This window comes from Streptomyces sp. NPDC058671, assembly GCF_042716475.1.
Lineage (GTDB): Bacteria > Actinomycetota > Actinomycetes > Streptomycetales > Streptomycetaceae > Streptomyces.
The window spans coordinates 56,230-75,157 of sequence record NZ_JBHXSA010000012.1 but is presented as its reverse complement, the minus strand read 5'-3'; the positions used below and the strand labels follow the sequence as shown (position 1 = coordinate 75,157).

The following is an 18,928-nucleotide window of genomic DNA, read 5'->3' as shown; positions in this document are numbered from 1 at the left end:
CCGGATCTTGATCATGCTTGACTTCCCCTCGTTCACATCCCCACACCGGTGCGGATGACTCACGAAGGAAACAGGCATGTTGAAGCCGATACGCCTCGCGCTGGCGGCGCTGCTCACCGCCGTCAGCGCCGTGGCGCTGGCCGCGCCGCCGGCCGTAGCCGCCGACCCGACGGTGCCCCCGTCGTCGGCGGGACAGAGATGGGCGCTGAAGGTCAGCGGTCACTACGTGACCGTGTCCGCCGGGCCGAACGGTGACACGAAGCTCCGGGCCAACCCGGAGGCCACCGCGGCCAAGGGCTGGGAGCTCTTCACCCTGCACACCGACTACCTCGCGGACGTGAAGAAGTACGGGACGACGGTCAGCTTCCGCTCGGAGGCCACCGGCAACTACGTGACGGCGGAGGGGGACGCCGACGCGTCCTTGCTTCGCACCCGTGGGACGACCACCGGATCCTGGGAGCGTTTCAGGCTGAAGCCCCTGGCCGGAGGCGCCTTCGGCCTGCTGGCCCACAACGGCAGGTACGTGGCGGCGGAGCTCGGCACGTACCCCGACCGCGGGTTGCTGCGCGCGCGTACGTCCGTCTCCGATCCCCAGGCCCTCGGTTCCTGGGAGCGCTTCACCCTGGAGAAGGTCGGCACGGAGGGCGCCTCCACCGGGAACATGCCCGCGCCCACCGCCCAGGCCCCCGGAGCGCGCGATGTCGTCTCGTGGAACGTCTGCGCCAACAACAACCCCGCCCCCGAATGCGGTCTGAGGTACGCCACGCCGGCGACCGTCGCCGGCAAGGTCTCGACCGCTCTCCACGCCGCCATGGGCACCAGGCGGCCCGACGCGATCTTCTTCCAGGAGATCTGCGAGAAGGCCGCCCTGCCCCTGGAGCTGGAGTTGGAGAGGTGGGCCGGACCCCTGGTCGTCCGGTTCATGCCGACGTACTACAGCGTGGCCACCGCGACCGACGGCACGGTCGTCCGGGCGCAGAAGAACTGCTCGGACGGCACCGACAAGGCCGACCGCGGAGCGTTCGGCATCGCCCTCGCCGTGCCCGACGGCAACACCTGGTACCAGGGCACCGTCCTGCCGTCGCCAGCCGGCACGGAGCAGCGGCCCATGCTCTGCGCGGTCGTGCCGGCCGAGGGTTCCGCGTACTGCAACGCCCACTTCAGCAGCGGTCCCTACCGTGACACCCACGGCAACCTGGTCGGTGACGACATGGATCCCGACAACCAGTTCCGTCCGAAGCAGGCCGCGAAGATGGGCGAGAACGTCGACATGTTCACCGCCGGCGGGTACGCCGCCTACTACGGCGGTGATCTGAACACCACCACCCAGGACGTCGCCCACCTCAGCACCCTCTACACCGGCCACCAGGAGTGCGGGCAGCCGACTCCGGGCGCACCGCCCACCGGCGAGGCCACGGACGGAGGCAACAAGATCGACTACGTCTTCGGTCCGCAGGGGCCCTCGTACTCCTGCCGTGTCGTGGACGGCGGCCTTTCCGACCACAGGATGATCCACCTGACGACCTCCTGAGCCCCTCCGGTCTCACGAGGGCACAACGGGGCCACTCGTTCGGCTCGGGCCGGGCTCAGGCGTCCGGCGCCGCCGTCACGACGCCCGCGGCGATGGCGGCGCCGAGCGCGGCGTAGTCGTCGGCGTTCTGGCCCGCGTAGGCGAGGGCGAAGTCGGCGACGCTCCGGTCGAAGACGTCCGAGCCGCCGAGGTAGGCCGCGATCGCGACACGGTCCCCGGAGCGGGCGTGGGCGCGGGCCAGGGCGCGGCCGCAGAGCCGCGCGTACTCCCTGAGCGCGGCCGGCGACATGGTCTCCACCTCGGCCGAGCCCCTCATGTCGCGCAGTTGGCGCCAGTAGAAGTGCCGTTCCTCCGGTCCGGTCATCCAGCCGAGGAAGATGTCGCTCGCCGCCTGGATGAGGCGCTGGCCGCAGACGACCCTGCGCCCCTGGTGGCTGTACGCGCTCGGGGCCAGGTACGTCTCCAGGACGGACGGGCCGGCCTCCTTGATCTGGAGGATGAGCGGGTCTCCTTCGTCCCGGCCTTCGAGGAGGAGGACGAAGCAGCGGGTGCCGACGCCGCCGACCCCGACGACCTTGCGGGCAGCGTCGCGGAAGCGGTAGCGGTCGAGGAGGACGCGCCGCTCCTCGGCGAGCGAGCTGCGGTAGTCGCTGAAGACCTTGCCGAGGGTGACGCGGTCGATGTCCGTGGTGCGTTCGAGCAGCGGCGGGTCGTCGACGATGTGCCGGACTCCGGCCGGGTCGGCCTCGGTCAGCCTGGCCAGGGCCTGGAGGCTGGTGCGGCGGCGGGCGCGGGCCAGCCGGTCGGCGAAGCGGGCACGGTCGTCGTGGCGGACCAGGGGGGCGAGTTCGTCTGCGGCGATCCGTTCGTACCAGACGGTGAGCTCACCGAGGCCGGCGAGGCGGCGCACGGTCGTCCGGTACGACTCGGTGGCCAGGAGGGCCGCCCGGTGGGCCTTGGGGGTGGTGCTGCCGTTCTGGAGGGCGGCCACGGCGACGCTGGCGGCGAGCCGCTTCACGTCCCACTCGAAAGGGCCGGGAAGCGTCTCGTCGAAGTCGTTCACATCGAACAGCAGCGTCCGTTCGGGTGAGGCGTAGAGGCCGAAGTTGAGGAGGTGGGCGTCGCCGCAGAGCTGCACGGTGAGTCCGGTGTGGCGCAGGGCGGCGAGGTCGGCGGCCATGACCGCGGCGCCGCCGCGGAAGAAGGCGAAGGGGGAGGTCACCATCCGGCCGTAGCGGAGCGGGACGAGGTCGGGCAGCCGGTCCCGGGACTGGCCCTCGAGGACGTCGATCGGGTGGGGGCGCTGGGAGCTGGGTATCCAGCGGCCGTGCGAGGAGCGCGGGACGCGTTTGCGGGCCGCCCTGCCCCGAGCGGCGCGCTCCGACGGTGTCGTCATCCGGCCTCACCCGCCTCTTCCGCCGCCGCGGCCTCGTCCCCGTCACCTGGTACCTCATTACAAGGCGCGGCGTTCGTTTCGGCCACTCTGCCGAAGTGGTCTAGTAAAATGGTTTAGACCAATGGTAGGAATTGATCACCCACACGGCCCATGCGGTCACGCTGAGCGAAGAGAGGGTCTGATCATGGCCGAGCCCGATTCCGAAGCGCCGGCGGAGGCGCCGCTGTATCTCCGGGTCGCCGCCGCGCTGCGCGAGGATCTCGCACACCGGCGCATCTCCCCCGGCGGCCGGCTCCCTTCGGAACGATCCCTGTCCCAGCGGTACCACGTCAACCGGCAGACCGTACGCAGCGCGCTCCAGCTCCTGCGCGACGAACGGCTGGTGGTCACCGACCGGCGGGGCACCTTCGCCGCCGCCGGAGCGGGGGGCGAGCCGAGCGTCCCGGCCCTCACGGCCCTGCGGCCGACGTTCCCCGGCGGCCCCCGCGCGGCGGAGGCCCTGGTGCGGGCCTCGCTGGCCTGGGAGCCCGCGCCCACCCCGCTGGTGCCCCGACTGCTGCTCGCCCCGGGCGAGCCGACGCTCGTCCACCGGCACGTCGTGCTCGGGCCGCAGGGCGGGGCGCTCCAGCGGGCGGTGTCGTGGTTCTCCCGGCGGGCTGTCACCGAGATCCCCCAGCTGTCGCGGTACCGGCGGTGCCGCGACAGCCGTCAGCAGCCGGATCTGCGGCTGCTCTACCACTGGATGCACCAGGCGGGGCTGCGGATCACCCACCGGGAGTCGGTCGGCGTCCCGCCGGGTCCGGCCGCGACGACGGCAGGCGGCGCGGCCCGGCTGCTCGTCCACCGGGTGGTGAGCGATCAGCACGGGCACGCCCTGGAGATCACGGACATCGACTTCTCGGCCCAGTCGGCCGCCTGGACCTACGAGTTCAGCGCCTGAGAGCGCGCCCGGTCCCCGTCCGGTGCCGCGGTCACGGGGCGGGACCGGGCGTCGTCAGACGATGCCCTCCGAGATCTCCGCCTCCTCGCGCGCGGTGCCGTACGCCGTCGGTGTCCCGTACGAGCGGCGGGCGACGTACCACCAGACGCTGGCCAGGACGAGGACGACGACGAGCGCGATCACGGCGTAGTTCATGGTGTCGACCGTCACCGGGGACTTCTGCGGCAGGCAGAAGAGCACGGTGACGATCGCCACCCAGACGACGGCGGTCCAGCCGATCGGCCTGCTCCAGCGGCCCAGGCTCCACGGACCGGGGACGAACCGGTCTCCGGCGCGCAGGCGCAGATAGATCGGGATGGCGTAGGCGGGCGTGATGCCGATGACGTTGATCGCGGTGACGGCGCCGTAGGCGGTGGCGGAGTACAGCGAGGGCACGGCGAGCAGCGCGGCGACCGCCACCGCGAGCCAGACGGCCGGAACCGGGGTCTGGGTGCGTCCGCTGACCTTCCGCCAGATCGCCGAGCCGGGCAGGGCGTTGTCGCGGCTGAAGGCGAAGACCATCCGGCTGGCGGCGGCGACCTCGGCGTTGCCGCAGAAGAGCTGCGCGCCGATGACCACGAGCAGCAGGGCGGCGGCGCCGCCGGACCCGAGCGCGTCCAGGAGGATCTGGGCGGGCGGGACGCCGGTGGCGCTGTTCTGCGTGGCGGCGTAGTCCTGGATGGCGAAGCTCAGTCCGGCGAGCAGGGCGAATCCGGCGATCCAGGAGACCCAGATGGCCCGGACGATGCCCTTGGCGGCGGAGACGGAGGCGTTGGCGGTCTCCTCGGAGAGGTGGGCGGACGCGTCGTAGCCGGAGAAGGTGTACTGGGCGAGGAGCAGGCCGATCGCGGCGACGTAGAAGGGGTTGGCCCAGCCGGTGTCGTTGACGAACTCGGTGAACACGAACCCGACGGACTGGTGCCGGTCGGGGACGATCGCGAGGGCGCCGACGATGACCGCCACACCCGTCAGGTGCCACCAGACGCTGATCGAGTTGAGCACGCTGACCAGTCGGACGCCGAAGAGGTTCAGGACGGCGTGCAGCAGCAGGATCGCGAGGAAGATCAGGAAGGTGGAGCCCGCGGTGGGTTCGAAGCCCCACTGGAGGTTGAGGAAGGCCCCGGTGAACAGCGCCGCTCCGTAGTCGATGCCGGCGATCGCCCCCAGCAGACCGAGCAGGTTCAGCCAGCCGGTGTACCAGCCCCAGCGGCGTCCGCCGAGCCGGTCCGCCATGTAGTAGAGGGCGCCGGAGGTCGGGTAGGCGCTGGTGACCTCGGCCAGGGCGAGACCGACGCACAGCACGAACAGGCCGACGCCTGCCCAGCCCCACAGCATGACGGCGGGCCCGCCGGCGCCCATCCCGAAGCCGTACAGGGTCATGCATCCGGAGAGGACGGAGATGACCGAGAAGCTGATCGCGAAGTTGCCGAAGCCGCCCATGCGCCGGGCGAGGACGGGTTGGTAACCGAGCTCCCTCAGCCGCGCCTCCTCGTCCTGGGCGGCGGCGGGGGGTGGCTTGCGTATCGCGTCGGTGGGGGCGGCCGTGCGGGACATCGGGTTCCTCCGGGGACGGGGGTGAGCGGGGTCGGGGGGCCTGTCCGGCGCGCGGCGGGGCCACGCGTGCGCCGGGACTACTACGGGGGTGCGCCGGCGCGTCAGCCGCCGAGACAGCGGGCGCGGGCGCGCAGGAAGACCTCTTCGGCGAGTACGCGGTCGTCCGGGTGGGGAGTCCGGTACCCCCACGGGAGCGTCGTGTAGTACGGGCCGAGCGACTCGAAGACCCGGGCCGCGTCCGTGAAGCGGAGGGCACCGAAGAGGGCGTGCGCCAGATGGTTGAGGTCGAGCAGGGAGGCCTCGTCGGTGGCGCAGAAGAGGAACCAGGTGTCGAGGGCGCGCCGGGCGTCGCGTACGGCGTCCTCGGCGACCCAGTGGAGGTCGAGGGCGCGCTCGTGGCCCCGCTCACGCCGGTAGCGCTCGACCCGCACGTAGAGCGGGAGGACGTGCAGGGCGGAGCCGACGGGCGCCGAGGAGGCGGCCCAGTGGGCGTAGTTGACGGCCTCGGAGAGCGGCCCGGGGCGCCGGGCGTAGACGAACTGCAGCATGCGGTGGTGCGCTTCGCGGTTGTACGGGTCGCGCTTCTCCGCCTCGGCGAGCAGGCCCCAGGGGCCGGGCGGCAGCATGGGCGCCGGCGGGGAGAGCCGGTGTTCGGCCATGCGCTGGCGCCCGTCGAGGGCGGCGAGGGCGATCAGACCCACCCAGGGCACGGGGTCGGCGGGTGCGAGGTCGGTGGCCTCACGGCACGCGGTCCCGGCCTCCTGCCAGAGCTCCCGGGTACGGGGATGGCCCGCGCGGTGGGCGCGCACGGCCCGCTCGACGGCCACCCGGCTGTGCATCACGGTGGCGGCGAGGCTGTCCGGCTGTTCGGCGCGCCAGGTGTGGACGACGTCGGTGCCTGCGGCGACGGCGGCGAGGACCTGGGTGCGCCGCGTCCAGCTGTCCCAGTCCGTCGTCTCGCCGAGGAGCCGCGCCATCGCCACCCAGCGGCCGGTGCGTAAGTCCTGGACGGCGTTGCGCAGGGCGTGGTCGTGTCCCGCGGGGTGGTAGACGGGCCGGAAGCCTTGCCCGGCCATCAGAGGGTGGGGCGTGGTGTGGATGACATGGGTCCTCGGTGGGTGGTGGGGGTGGTCAGTCCCCCGGGCGTCCCGGCCGTTGATCGGCGATCACTATAGAGGGCGATGGATGCGGCCGGTCCACTTTTCCGGGGGGCCGCAACTATCCGGCCAAGGACTACATTTGACGTTGCATCAGTAGGGCGTGAGAGACCTGACGGTGTCGGCCGGGGAGGCTTGACGCAGGCGAGAGCGGGACGGCACCCTGACCCCTTTCGGTGATCAGTCGGTCACCGAAACGACCCAGGGACAGGAGCGGCACGATGACGGGCGGCCCGGTACTCGCCGTCGACCAGGGCACCTCGGGCACCAAGGCCCTCGTCCTGTGCCCCGAGCGCGGAGTCATCGGCACGGGTACGGCGCCGGTACGGCCCCGCTACCTGCCGGGCGGCCTGGTCGAGGTCGACCCGCGTGAGCTGTACGACTCCGTGGTCACCGCGGGACGAGCCGCGCTCGCCGACGCGGGCACGCCCGTCGTGGCCGTGGGCCTCGCCAACCAGGGCGAGACCGTCCTCGCCTGGGACCCCGCCACCGGCGAACCGTTCACCGACGCACTCGTCTGGCAGGACCGCAGGGCGGCCACCGTCTGCGCCGGACTCGACGCCCACGCCGACCGGTTGCGGCACCTCACGGGACTCCCCGTGGACCCCTACTTCGCCGCGCCGAAGATGGCCTGGATCCGCCGCCACGCCACCGGCGCCGGCGTGGTCACCACCAGCGACGCCTGGCTCGTCCGGCGGCTCACCGGCGCCTTCGTCACCGACGCGGCGACCGCCGGCCGGACCGGACTCCTCGACCTGGACACCGTCGCCTGGTCGCAGACCGCCCTCGACCTGTACGGCCTCGGCGGCGAACGGCTTCCCATGGTCGTGGACTGCGACACCCCCGTCGGCACCACCAGCGCCTTCGGCCCGCCGCTGCCGCTCACCGGACTCCTGGTGGACCAGCAGGCGGCGCTGCTCGCCCAGAGCGCCGACGACCCGGCCGCCGCCAAGTGCACGTACGGTACGGGCGCCTTCCTCCTCTCCCAGACCGGGCCGAGGGCCCGACGCGCCGCCTCCGGACTCGTCAGCTGCGTCGCCTGGCGGCTCGGAGGGCAGGTCACCCACTGCCTCGACGGCCAGGTGTACACGGTCGCCTCGGCCGTGCGCTGGCTCACCGACCTCGGCGTCATCGCCGGTGCGGAGCAGATCGACCCGGTCGGCGGCGGAGTGCCGGACGCCGGCGGGGTCACCTTCGTCCCCGCGCTCGCGGGGCTCGCCGCGCCCTGGTGGCGGGGGGACGTACGCGGCTCCCTCACCGGACTCGGTCTGGACACCACACCGGGACATCTGGTGCGCGCCCTGTGCGAAGGCGTCGCCGCCCAGGTCGTCGAGCTCGCCGCCGCCGTCGCCGCCGACAGGGACGAGCCCCTGAGCTCCCTGCGCGCCGACGGCGGGCTCACGCGGTCCGCGCTGCTCATGCAGACCCAGGCGGACCTGTTGCAACTCCCGGTCGAGGTCTCCTCGTCGCCCGACGCGACGGCGCTCGGGGTGGGCGCGGTGGCCCGGCTCGGCCACGACCCGGGACTCACGCTCCGCGAGGCCGTACCGGAGTGGAAGCCGTCGGCGGTGTACGAGCCGAGGATCTCGGGCGACGAGGCGGCGGCCCGCCTCGGCCGGTTCCGTGAGGAGGTGGCGGCGGCCGTGGACCGGGCGGGGACGGATTCCGGCGGAGGCGGTGCCTCCGGCGACGGCTCCTTGTCCGGATCCGGCGCAGGCCCTTCCGCCGGGCCCCGGTCCGCGTCCGGCTCGCCCTCCGGATCCACCGCAGGCTCCGGCCCCGGCGGCGACGGATACGGCCACGGATGAGCGTCACCCGCACGGGCCCCCTCCCCGCCGACGCCGACGCGCCGTACGACGTCGTGGTCGTCGGCGCCGGGGTGGTCGGATCCGCCATCGCCCGCACGCTGGCCCGCCACCCGCTGCGGATCGCGCTCGTGGAGGCCGCGCACGACGTGGGCGAGGGGACGTCGAAGGCGAACACGGCCATCCTGCACACCGGTTTCGACGCCGTGCCCGGCACGCTCGAGGCGCGGCTCGTCCGTGACGGGCACCGGATGCTCTCGGCGTACGCGCGGGAGACCGGCATCCCCGTGGAGCCGCTCGGGGCCCTCCTCGTCGCCTGGGACGAGGAGCAGCGTGCCACCCTCCCCCGGCTCGCGGAGAAGGCCGAACGCAACGGACACCGCACGACCCGGCCGCTCTCCGCCGCGGAACTCCGCGCGAGGGAGCCGCACCTGGGCCAGGGCGCGCTCGCCGCGCTCGACGTGCCGGGCGAGGCGGTGATCTGTCCGTGGACGACGACCCTCGCGTACGCCACGCAGGCCGTGCGCTCCGGGGTGGACCTGCATCTCGGCTGCCGGGTGGAGGAGGTGCGTCCGGGCGATCCGTACCACCGCCTGGTGACCCGGCGCGGGGTGCTGCGGGCCCGTCACCTCGTCAACGCCTGCGGGCTTGACGCCGACGCGTTCGACGCGCTGGTCGGCCGCGAGGACTTCACCGTCACCCCGCGCCGGGGCCAGCTGCTGGTCTTCGACAAGTTCGCGCGCGACCTGGTCCGCCACATCCTGCTGCCCGTCCCGGGCCCCCTCGGCAAGGGGGTGCTCATCGCGCCGACGGTGTACGGGAACGTCCTGCTCGGGCCCACCGCCGAGGACCTGGACGACAAGACGGCGACCGGCACGACGGCCGAAGGCCTCGCCGGACTCCGCGAACAGGGCGGCCGGATCCTTCCGGCGCTTCTCGACGAGGAGGTCACGGCCGTCTACGCAGGGCTGCGGGCCGCCACCGGTCAGGAGGACTACCGGATCGCCGCGCACCCGGAGCTGCGGTACGTGACGGCGGGCGGGATCCGTTCCACCGGGCTCACGGCCTCCCTGGCCATCGCCGAGCACGTGCGCGGACTGCTCGCCGACTGCGGGCTCGACCCGGGCCCCGAACGGCCGCTCGCCCCGGTCCGCATGCCGAACCTCGGGGAGGCCTCCGCCCGCCCGTACCGGGACGCCCGGCTCATCGCCCGCGACCCCGACTTCGGCGCGATCGTCTGCCACTGCGAGCGGGTCACCCGGGGCGAGATCCGGTCCGCGCTCACCTCGACGATCCCCCCGGCGGGCCTCGACGGGCTGCGCCGCCGCACGCGCGCGCGTGGCGGGCGCTGCCAGGGCCACCACTGCGGCGCGGAGGTGCGGGCGTTGTTCGAGGGGTACGGGAAGCACCGGACGTACCGGGAGGGCGCGCGGTGAACCGTACGGTCGACGTGCTCGTCGTGGGCGCGGGACCCGCGGGGCTCGCCGCAGCCGCCCGCCTGGCCGCGGCGGGCGCGGGCCGTGTCGAGGTCCTGGAGCGGGACGAGACCGCGGGCGGGGTCCCCCGGCACTGCGCCCGTACGGGATTCGGCGCGGACGCCCGGGGCCGCCCGCTGGACGGTCCGGCCTACGCCCGGCGAGCGGTGCGGGCGGCGCTGCGGGCCGGGGCCACCGTCCGTACCGGCGTGTCCGCCACCGGCTGGGCGGGACCGCTCACCCTGGACGTCACCGCGCCGACCGGGCTCGAACGCGTCCGGGCCCGTGCGGTGGTCCTGGCGACCGGGGCCCGTGAACGGCCCCGCAGCGCCAGGCTCGTACCGGGGTCGCGGCCCGCCGGGGTGCTGACCACGGGCGAACTCCAGCGGACGGTGCTCCGCTTCGGGGCCCGGCCAGAACGCGTCGGGCGGCGGGCGGTGGTCGTCGGCGGGGATCCCGTGGCCCGCGACGCCGTGCGGACACTGCGCGCGGCCGGGGTGGACGTGGTCGCGGTCGTGACCGAAGCGCCCGGCCGGCGGGCCGCGTTCGGGTCCGTTCCGGTGGTCACCGGCGCGGTGGTGACGGACGTCCTCGGACGCGTGCGGCTGAGCGGGGTGGCGATCCGGGACCGTGACGGCCGTACGAGCACCCTGCGGTGCGACACCGTGGTCTTCACCGGCGACTGGATCCCGGACCACGAACTCGCCCGGGCCCGGGGGCTGCCGCTGGCCGCGGGCACGCGTGGACCGGCGACGGACGGCCTCTTCCGCACCGCCGCGCCCGGGGTCTTCGCCGTCGGCAACCTTCTGCGCGGGGTGGAACCGGCGCCGGTGGCCGCCGCGGAGGGCCGGGCGGTGGCGGCCTCCGTACGGGAGCGGCTCGCGGGCGGCCCCTGGCCCGCGCCCGGGGTGCCGGTGGTGACGAAGGGGCCGCTGCGGTGGGTGACACCCGGCCTCCTCGGCCCGGAGACCGTCCCGCTGCTGGTCCGGCCCACGGCACTGCTCGTCCGTCCGGTCCTGACCCTCGCTCAGGACGGCGCCCCGCTCGGGCGACACCGGCTGAGCGGGTCGCTCGTCCCCTGGCATTCGGTGCGGCTGCCGTCGCACTGGACGAGGGGGGTGGACCTGGAAGGCGGACCGGTGGTGATCGGCGCGGAGGGGTGAGACGGGGGCGCACGGGGGCGGGGCGTGCCCCCTGCGGCGACGGCGTCCTTCGGGGACACTGGGCGGCATGCCGGAGAAACGCAGCGCGGGTCTCCTCGTCTTCCGCCGTGCGACGAACGGTGGCGTCGAGGTCCTCATCGGTCATATGGGCGGGCCCTTCTGGGCCTCCCGCGAGCAGGCCGCGTGGTCGATCCCCAAGGGGGAGTACGAGCCGGACGAGGCTCCCGAGGTCGCGGCGCGCCGCGAGTTCCTGGAGGAACTGGGGCTCCCGGCCCCGGAGGGCGCGTGGGTCGACCTCGGGGAGTCCCGGCAGCGCAGCGGAAAGGTCGTCACCGTCTGGGCCGTCGAGGGCACGCTCGACCCGGCCGAGGTCGTGCCGGGCACCTTCACCCTGGAGTGGCCGCCCACGTCGGGGGTGCTGAGGGAGTTCCCGGAGATCGACCGGGTGGGCTGGTTCACCACGGAAGCCGCTGCTCCGCTGCTCGTCGCGGGACAGCGGGTCTTCCTCGAACGGCTCCTGGAGCACCTCGACGGGCGGGGCTGAACGCGATTGTCAGACCCGTACGAGAGGGTGGTCAGCGCCGAACTGTCGAGAGGGAGCCCGACATGACCACGATCACCGCAAGCGAGCGCGCGGCCGCCCAGGCGTATCTGCGGCTGCTCGAATCCACCCAGGCCGTGCTGACCGATCCACAGCTCGCCCCGTACGCGGGGGTGATGCTCACGAATCCGATGGCGGAGGCGGACGAGGCGCTCCGCGCCGCGGGCCTCGCGGGGAACGAGGACCGGCTGCTGCGGCTCGTCTCGGCGCTGCGGGCCTCCCCCGCGTCCGCGTGGGGGCGCGCCGGCTGAACTCCCGGCTCACGCGGGCCGGGGGGCGGGGCCGGGGAGCCGGAGTCCTCAGCCGCCCGGCCGGACGGGGAGCTTCCGGACGCTGTTCCCGACGAAGCCGGAGTGGCGGGGCAGCTCGGGTTCGGGGACGGCCAGGTCCAGCTCGGGGAAGCGGGTGAAGAGCGCCTCGAGGGCGACGGCGGCCTCCATCCGGGCGAGCGGGGCGCCCAGGCAGTAGTGGGGGCCGTGGCCGAGCGAGAGGTGCTTCACCGCCCCTGTGCGGGTGAGGTCGAAGCGGTCGGCGTCCGGGCCGTGGGCCTTCGTGTCCCGGCCCGCCGCCGAGTAGCCGGCCAGGACGGGGGTGCCCCGGGGGACGAGGGTGCCGTCGACGGTGAGGTCGCGGACGGGGTAGCGGAACGGGAAGTAGCTGACCGGGCTGTCCCAGCGGAGGGTCTCCTCCACGACGTCGGCCCAGGTGGCGTGTCCTTCGATGACCAGGGCGAGCTGGTCGCGGTGGGCGCAGAGCGCCCTGACCGCGTTGGTGACCAGGTTCAGGGTGGTCTCGTGGCCGGCGACGATCAGCAGGAGCAGCGTGCCGATCAGCTCGGCCTCGCTGAGCCGGTCGCCGTCCTCGTCCCGGGCCGCGATGAGGGCGCTGGTCAGGTCGTCCCCGGGAGCCGCGGCCTTGTCAGCGACGATGGAGGCGAGGAGTCCGGTGAGTTCACGGTTGGCGGCGACGGCCTGTGCGGGCTCGGTGTCTGTGGCGACGACCAGGCTGGAGAGACGGTGCAGCCGGTCCTGGTGGGCGGGGTCGACGCCGAGGAGTTCGCAGATGACGCCGAGCGGGAGCGGCAGCGCGTAGTGACGGCGCAGATCGGCCACGCCGTCGCCGGCCCGTGCGGCCTCCGCGAGTCCGTCGAGGAGCCCGGCGGTGACGGTCTCGACGCGTGGGCGGAGTTCCTCGACCCGGCGGGCGGTGAAGGCCCTGCTGACCAGGGTGCGCAGGCGGCGGTGGTCGGCGCCGTCCGCGGTGGTCATGCCGGGGACGACGGCGAACGTGCGCAGGGGCCAGCCGTCGGGTATGCGGCCTTCGGCGAGGGCGGTGAAGTGCTGTGCGCCCTTCGCGACGTCGGGGTGCGAGAGGAAGTCGCGCAGGGCGTCATGGCCGAGCACCGCCATGCCCTCGACCCCGCCGGGCAGGATCACCGGGGCCACGGCGCCCCCGGCGAGCAGTCGGGCGTTGTCCGCGTGCGGGCAGCCGCCCGCCGGGTCCAGACGGTGCGGCGGCCGGCCGGACGGGGCGCTGTGCGGTGTGTTCACGGAGGGAACTCCTGACTGCGGGGCCGGCGGGCCGGAGCGGGGGCGGGGTCAGATCCTACGGTCAACTCCGTTCCGTGGGTACGGCTTCGACCACGGCCCTGTGGTCGTCGGGCCGGTCGGTGGGACCGCCCCTGCCCAGGAGTTCGGCCAGGCCCCGGCGGGTGGCGGCCACGACGACCCGGTCACCGGGGCCGAGGACGCGCTCGGGGCGCACCGCCGACCCTGGCCCCCGGCACCGGAGCGCGGACGGGCCCCCGGAGGCCGTACCGCTCCCGTCGAGGCCGATCGGGCCGTCGCCGGGGTCCCCGCTGACCTGACGGGGCCCGGGGCGGACTCGTGGCCGGTCCGGCGGGGGTGGCTCCGGTGACTCCGGCGGGAACCGCGCCGCTCCGGTCGCGGTGTGAGGACACGTCACGAGGATGCCCAGCGACACCGGCGGCGCTCCCGGGAGCCCGTACCACCCGGGCGGGCCCACGACGCGCCGCCGTACGCCACACCCAGTACCCCGGTCGGCGCACTCCGATCTGCGCCTCCCGCGCCGCCTTCCTACGGTGGCTGAATGATCGTCACGTCAGCTGTCCGTCATGTCGCCGCCGGTACCGCGGCGGTGCTGCTGGTGCTGCCCGCCCCCGCGGCCGCCGCGGCCCCCTCGGCACGCTCCGTCTCCGTCGCCGGGGTGGTCGGGGAGCCCACCCCGCCCGCGCGGCAGCACGTCGACCCGGCACGGCTCGACCGGAGGGGCACGCAGGTGCAGCGGCTGGCCGGCGCCCCCGATGTGCCCTCGGTCTCCGCACTGTCGTGGGTGGTGGCCGACGCGTCGTCGGGAGAGGTTCTCGCCGCGCGGAACGCCCACCGGAAGCTGCCGCCGGCCAGCACCCTGAAGGCGCTGTTCGCCCTCACCGCGCTCCCCCGCCACGACGCCTCCGCCCAGCACACCGTGGCCTATTCCGAGCTGACCGGGATCGGCGACGGCAGCAGCCTGGTGGGGGTGAAGGAGGGGTACACGTACAAGGTGTCGGACCTGTGGAACGGGGTGTTCCTCAGCTCGGGCAACGACGCGGTACGCGTCCTGGCCGCGATGAACGGCGGCTGGGAGGCGACGGCCCGCCAGATGCAGGAGAAGGCCCGGTCCCTGGGCGCCCTGGACACGAACGTGGTGTCCCCCGACGGTTACGACGCCCCGGGGCAGGTGTCCTCGGCGTACGACCTGGCGGTGTTCGGCCGGGCCGGGCTCCAGGACCCGGCGTTCACCCGGTACTGCTCGACGGCGTACGCGGACTTCCCGGCGGGCTCCTGGTCGTACGGCATCGCCAACACGAACCGGCTCCTCACGGGCGCGGGCGGTGTGGCCCGCTACCCGGGGCTCATCGGGGTCAAGAACGGCTACACGAGCAAGGCGGGCAACACGCTGATCTCCGCGGCGAGGCGCGGCGACCGGACCCTGGTCGTCACGGTGATGAACCCGCAGGGCGGGGGCGGCCTCGCCGTGTACGAGGAGGCGCGGGAACTCCTCGACTGGGGGTTCGAGGCGGCGGGACGGGTCCGGCCGGTGGGCTCGCTGCTGCCGGTACGGCCGAAGGAGACGGCCGCTCCGGACACCAGGACCGTGACGGTGGCACGCGGCGGACGCCCCGCCGAGGCGGTCGGCGGGGCCCCACGAGCCGGCGCGGAGGCGGCGCTCGCCTCCGCCGAGGACCCGGCGGGCGACGAAGCCGCGTCTCCCGCGCTGCCCCTGGCCCTGGTGGGGTCGGCCTGCGCGGCAGCGCTCGCCCTGTGGGCCCGGCGACGCAGGACGGGCCACCGGGAGCCCTGACCCGCGCGGGACCCGGGCCCCCGGCGGGGTCGGTGGGAGCCGCCGACCCCGCCGGCCGAAGCCCTCGCCCCTTCCCGTCAGGCGCCCACGTAGGCGGCCAGGTGCTCCCCGGTGAGGGTGGAGCGCGTGGCCACGAGGGCGGCGGGGGTTCCCTCGAAGACGATGCGGCCGCCGTCGTGACCCGCGCCGGGGCCGAGGTCGATGATCCAGTCGGCGTGGGCCATGACCGCCTGGTGGTGTTCGACGACGATGACCGACTTGCCGGAGTCCACGAGCCGGTCGAGCAGGCCGAGCAGCTGTTCCACGTCGGCGAGGTGCAGACCGGTGGTGGGCTCGTCGAGGATGTAGACGCCGCCCTTCTCGCCCATGTGCGTGGCCAGCTTGAGCCGTTGCCGCTCGCCGCCGGACAGGGTGGTGAGCGGCTGGCCGAGGCTGAGGTAGCCGAGGCCGACGTCGGCGAGCCGGGCGAGGATGCGCTGCGCGGCCGGGGTGCCCGCCTCTCCGGCGCCGAAGAACTCCTCGGCCTCGGTCACGGACATCGCGAGCACCTCGCTGATGTCACGGCCGCCGAGGAGGTATGCGAGGACGGCGGGCTGGAACCGCTTGCCCTCGCAGTCCTCGCAGGTGGAGGAGACGCCGGCCATCATCCCGAGGTCGGTGTAGATGACGCCCGCACCGTTGCAGGTGGGGCAGGCGCCCTCCGAGTTGGCGCTGAACAGCGCGGGCTTCACGCCGTTGGCCTTCGCGAACGCCTTCCGGATCGGGTCGAGCAGTCCGGTGTACGTCGCCGGGTTGCTGCGGCGGGAGCCGCGGATCGGGCTCTGGTCGATCGACACGACGTCCTCGCCGGGGGGGATCGAGCCGTGGACGAGCGAGCTCTTGCCGGAGCCGGCGACGCCGGTGATGACGGCGAGCACGCCGAGCGGGATGTCGACGTCGACGTTCCGCAGGTTGTGGGTGCTCGCGCCCCGGATCTCCAGGGTGCCGGTGGGCTCGCGCACCGAGTCCTTGACGCCGGCCCGGTCGTCGAAGTGGCGCCCGGTGACGGTGCCCGCGGCCCGCAGTCCGTCGACGGTTCCCTCGAAGCAGACGGTGCCGCCCGCCGCACCGGCGCCGGGGCCGAGGTCGACGACGTGGTCGGCGATCGCGATCGTCTCCGGTTTGTGCTCCACGACGAGGACCGTGTTGCCCTTGTCGCGCAGTTGGAGCAGGAGGTCGTTCATCCGCTGGATGTCGTGCGGGTGCAGGCCGATGGTGGGCTCGTCGAAGACGTAGGTGACGTCGGTGAGCGAGGAGCCGAGGTGCCGGATCATCTTGACGCGCTGGGCCTCACCGCCGGACAGGGTGCCCGCAGGCCGGTCGAGGGAGAGGTAGCCGAGGCCGATCTCCACGAAGGAGTCGAGGGTCAGCCGGAGCGCGGTGAGCAGCGGGGCCACCGACGGCTCCTTGAGACCGCGCACCCAGGCGGCCAGGTCGCTGATCTGCATCGCGCAGGCGTCGGCGATGCTGATCCGCTTGATCTTCGACGCCCGTGCCCCCTCGGCGAGGCGGGTGCCGTCGCACTCGGGGCAGGTGGTGAAGGTGACGGCCCGCTCGACGAACGCCCGGATGTGCGGCTGCATCCCCTCCTTGTCCTTCGCGAGGAACGACTTCTGGATCCTGGGGACCAACCCTTCGTACGTCATGTTGATGCCGGCGATCTTCATGCGGGTGGGCTCGTGGTGGAGGAAGGCGTGCAGTTCCCTCTTGGTGTACTTGCGGATCGGCTTGTCGGCGTCGACGAGGCCCGACTCGGTGTAGAGCCGGTGGTTCCAGCCGCCCTGCGTGTAGCCCGGGATGGTGAGCGCGCCCTCGGCGAGCGACTTGGAGTCGTCGTAGAGCTGGGTGAGGTCGATGTCGGAGACGGTGCCGCGGCCCTCGCAGCGCGGGCACATGCCGCCGGTGCGGGTGAAGGTGGCCTTGACGGCCTTCTTGTTGCCGACCTCGACGGTGATGGCGCCGCTCGCCCGGACCGAGGGCACGTTGAAGGCATACGCGCTGGGCGGGCCGATGTGCGGCTTGCCGAGGCGGCTGAAGAGGATGCGCAGCATCGCGTTGGCGTCGGTGGCGGTGCCGACGGTGGAGCGGGGGTCGGCGCCCATCCGCTGCTGGTCGACGATGATCGCGGTGGTCAGCCCGTCGAGTACGTCGACCTCGGGTCGTGCCAGGGTCGGCATGAAGCCCTGGACGAAGGAGCTGTACGTCTCGTTGATCAGCCGCTGCGACTCCGCGGCGATCGTGTCGAAGACGAGCGAGCTCTTGCCGGAGCCGGAGACGCCCGTGAACACCGTGAGCCGGCGCTTCGGGATCTCGATGCTGACGTCCTTGAGGTTGTTCTCGCGGGCGCCGTGCACGCGGATCAGGTCGTGCCGGTCGGCCGGGTGTGGAGGCTGCGTGTCCATGACTGCCACGCTAGCGGCGGCCGGACGACGACGCTTCTCACATCCTGATCGATGATCCTGACCGCTGATCCTGAGCGGGGCGGGATCCGGCCACATGGCGTTCGGCGGCGTGGACGGCTTCGCGGGCGGTACGTTCTCCCATCAGGACGCACAGGGTGTACGCCGTGTCCTCGAAGCGTCGGCGCGCCGACAGGTCGCACGGCCTGGCGAGCACGGTCCGCTCCTGGGCACGGTAGTGCCGGAGCAGCCGGTCGACCGTGTTCCTGTCGGGCAGCAGCATGGTGTCCTCCTTCTCCTGAGTCGCTCCATACTCCCGGTCGTCGGGCACGCTCGCGACCCGCACGGACACGCCGAGTGACGAGGCCCCCGGCGTGCGCTTCCGCCGTCCATGGCGGAGGGTCGAAGACATGAACCCGAGCACGATTTCGCGGGTGGTCGTCACCGGCGCCACCGGCAACGTGGGCACGAGTCTGGTCCGGGCCCTGGCGAGCGAGCCGCGCGTCGGTTCGGTCCTGGGCCTCGCCCGTCGCCGACCGGACCTCGATCTCCCCGGGGTCGAGTGGGGCGAGGTGGATCTCTCCCGGGAGGGGGACGAGCCCCTGCTCGCGCGGCACCTCGCCGACGCGGACGCGGTCGTGCATCTGGCCTGGCGGTTCGGGCCGACCCACGACCCGGTGGAGACCTGGCGGACGAACGTCCTGGGCTCGGTGCGCGTCTTCGACGCGGCCGCGGCGGCGCGCGTGCCGTCCCTCGTCCACGCCTCGTCGGTCGGGGCGTACTCGCCGGGTCCGCCGGGCGGCGCCCCGGTGTCCGAGGCGTGGCCGACGCACGGCTGGCCCGGCGCCGCGTACACCCGGGAGAAGGCCTATCTGGAGCGGGTACTCGACACGTTCGAGCGGGACCATCCGCTGGTCCGGGTGGTGCGGATGCGTCCGTCCTTCCTCTTCAAGGAGGAGTCGGCGAGCGAGCAGCGGCGGATCTTCGCGGGGCGCTTCTTCCCGGGCGCGCTGATGCGGCCCGAACTGCTGCCGCTGCTACCCGAGTTCGACGGGCTCCGCTTCCAGATCATGCACACCGAGGACGCGGCCGACGCCTACCGGCGGGCGCTGCTGCGGGACGTCCGCGGCGCGTTCAATCTGGCCGCCGAGCCGGTGATCGACGGGACGACCCTGGGCGAGCTGTTGCACGCCCGGCCGGTTCGGGTGCCGGCGGGTGCGGTACGGGGTGCGCTGTCGGCGGCCTGGCACCTGCGGCTCGTCCCGGCCTCCCCCGGGCTCTTCGACGCGCTGCGCCACATGCCGCTCCTGTCGACGGAGCGGGCGCGGCGGGACCTGGAGTGGGAGCCGTCGCACAGTTCCCAGGAGGCCCTCCAGGCGTTCCTGCGGGGTGTCCGCTGGGGCGCGGGCGACGAGACGCGTCCGCTCGCGGGGCGCCGCGTGGGGTGATCCGAGGGGCGCCACGCT

The 18,928-nt window shown here is 73.7% G+C and carries 16 protein-coding genes; 9 read left to right on the top strand and 7 right to left on the bottom strand.

Annotation, left to right across the window (positions count from 1 at the left end; all coding sequences use genetic code 11):
- Nucleotides 1–76: 76 nt before the first annotated feature.
- Nucleotides 77–1,531 (top strand): endonuclease/exonuclease/phosphatase family protein, encoded by a 1,455-nt coding sequence (locus tag ACFWV2_RS17125; protein WP_384405839.1) that lies wholly within the window; start codon nucleotides 77–79, stop codon nucleotides 1,529–1,531.
- Nucleotides 1,532–1,586: 55 nt separating this feature from the next.
- On the opposite strand, the gene ACFWV2_RS17120 is transcribed toward ACFWV2_RS17125, so the two are convergent.
- A complete protein-coding gene (locus tag ACFWV2_RS17120) occupies nucleotides 1,587–2,927 on the bottom strand; it encodes a DUF2252 domain-containing protein (RefSeq protein WP_384405838.1) in 1,341 nt (446 codons plus the stop codon).
- Between the two features lie 184 nt (nucleotides 2,928–3,111).
- Between ACFWV2_RS17120 and ACFWV2_RS17115 the strand changes: the two genes are divergently transcribed.
- Nucleotides 3,112–3,867 (top strand): GntR family transcriptional regulator, encoded by a 756-nt coding sequence (locus ACFWV2_RS17115; protein ID WP_384405837.1) that lies wholly within the window; start codon nucleotides 3,112–3,114, stop codon nucleotides 3,865–3,867.
- A gap of 54 nt (nucleotides 3,868–3,921) precedes the next feature.
- On the opposite strand, the gene ACFWV2_RS17110 is transcribed toward ACFWV2_RS17115, so the two are convergent.
- Complete coding sequence (locus ACFWV2_RS17110) at nucleotides 3,922–5,460, bottom strand: amino acid permease (protein ID WP_384405836.1); 1,539 nt, start codon at nucleotides 5,458–5,460, stop codon at nucleotides 3,922–3,924.
- A 101-nt stretch (nucleotides 5,461–5,561) separates the two neighbouring features.
- Nucleotides 5,562–6,536 (bottom strand): hypothetical protein, encoded by a 975-nt coding sequence (locus ACFWV2_RS17105; protein ID WP_384405835.1) that lies wholly within the window; start codon nucleotides 6,534–6,536, stop codon nucleotides 5,562–5,564.
- Between the two features lie 302 nt (nucleotides 6,537–6,838).
- Here ACFWV2_RS17105 and ACFWV2_RS17100 point away from each other — a divergent pair, with 302 nt between their 5' ends.
- The 5 genes from ACFWV2_RS17100 (at nucleotide 6,839) to ACFWV2_RS17080 (ending at nucleotide 11,912) form a co-directional block, all read left to right on the top strand.
- Nucleotides 6,839–8,425 (top strand): FGGY family carbohydrate kinase, encoded by a 1,587-nt coding sequence (locus ACFWV2_RS17100; protein ID WP_384405834.1) that lies wholly within the window; start codon nucleotides 6,839–6,841, stop codon nucleotides 8,423–8,425.
- A complete protein-coding gene (locus ACFWV2_RS17095) occupies nucleotides 8,422–9,858 on the top strand; it encodes an FAD-dependent oxidoreductase (protein ID WP_384405833.1) in 1,437 nt (478 codons plus the stop codon). The genes ACFWV2_RS17100 and ACFWV2_RS17095 overlap by 4 nt, the downstream gene beginning before the upstream one ends.
- Nucleotides 9,855–11,060, top strand: a complete 1,206-nt coding sequence (locus tag ACFWV2_RS17090; protein WP_384405832.1) for an FAD-dependent oxidoreductase — start codon at nucleotides 9,855–9,857, stop codon at nucleotides 11,058–11,060. Before ACFWV2_RS17095 ends, ACFWV2_RS17090 begins: the two co-directional genes overlap by 4 nt.
- Nucleotides 11,061–11,127: 67 nt before the next feature.
- Complete coding sequence (locus ACFWV2_RS17085) at nucleotides 11,128–11,604, top strand: NUDIX domain-containing protein (protein WP_384405831.1); 477 nt, start codon at nucleotides 11,128–11,130, stop codon at nucleotides 11,602–11,604.
- Nucleotides 11,605–11,666: 62 nt separating this feature from the next.
- Nucleotides 11,667–11,912 carry a hypothetical protein gene (locus ACFWV2_RS17080; protein WP_384405830.1) on the top strand — a complete coding sequence of 82 codons (246 nt, stop codon included), beginning with the start codon at nucleotides 11,667–11,669 and terminating at the stop codon, nucleotides 11,910–11,912.
- Between the two features lie 48 nt (nucleotides 11,913–11,960).
- Here the strand turns inward: ACFWV2_RS17080 and ACFWV2_RS17075 are convergent, their stop codons facing one another.
- Both ACFWV2_RS17075 and ACFWV2_RS17070 read right to left on the bottom strand, forming a co-directional pair.
- Nucleotides 11,961–13,211 (bottom strand): cytochrome P450, encoded by a 1,251-nt coding sequence (locus tag ACFWV2_RS17075; RefSeq protein ID WP_384405829.1) that lies wholly within the window; start codon nucleotides 13,209–13,211, stop codon nucleotides 11,961–11,963.
- A 61-nt stretch (nucleotides 13,212–13,272) separates the two neighbouring features.
- Nucleotides 13,273–13,425 (bottom strand): hypothetical protein, encoded by a 153-nt coding sequence (locus ACFWV2_RS17070; RefSeq protein ID WP_384405828.1) that lies wholly within the window; start codon nucleotides 13,423–13,425, stop codon nucleotides 13,273–13,275.
- Between the two features lie 345 nt (nucleotides 13,426–13,770).
- On the opposite strand from ACFWV2_RS17070, the gene ACFWV2_RS17065 reads away from it, so the two are divergent.
- Entirely contained in the window at nucleotides 13,771–15,024 is a 1,254-nt protein-coding gene (locus tag ACFWV2_RS17065; RefSeq protein ID WP_384405827.1) for a D-alanyl-D-alanine carboxypeptidase family protein, read from the top strand.
- 77 nt (nucleotides 15,025–15,101) lie between these two features.
- On the opposite strand, the gene ACFWV2_RS17060 is transcribed toward ACFWV2_RS17065, so the two are convergent.
- Together ACFWV2_RS17060 and ACFWV2_RS17055 are read right to left on the bottom strand one after the other, a co-directional pair.
- Nucleotides 15,102–17,465, bottom strand: coding sequence for an ATP-binding cassette domain-containing protein (locus tag ACFWV2_RS17060; protein WP_384405826.1), 2,364 nt, complete (start codon nucleotides 17,463–17,465; stop codon nucleotides 15,102–15,104).
- Between the two features lie 37 nt (nucleotides 17,466–17,502).
- A complete protein-coding gene (locus tag ACFWV2_RS17055) occupies nucleotides 17,503–17,745 on the bottom strand; it encodes a DUF5133 domain-containing protein (protein WP_384405825.1) in 243 nt (80 codons plus the stop codon).
- 127 nt (nucleotides 17,746–17,872) lie between these two features.
- Here ACFWV2_RS17055 and ACFWV2_RS17050 point away from each other — a divergent pair, with 127 nt between their 5' ends.
- Nucleotides 17,873–18,910 (top strand): NAD-dependent epimerase/dehydratase family protein, encoded by a 1,038-nt coding sequence (locus ACFWV2_RS17050; RefSeq protein ID WP_384405824.1) that lies wholly within the window; start codon nucleotides 17,873–17,875, stop codon nucleotides 18,908–18,910.
- The last annotated feature ends 18 nt before the right edge of the window (nucleotides 18,911–18,928 follow it).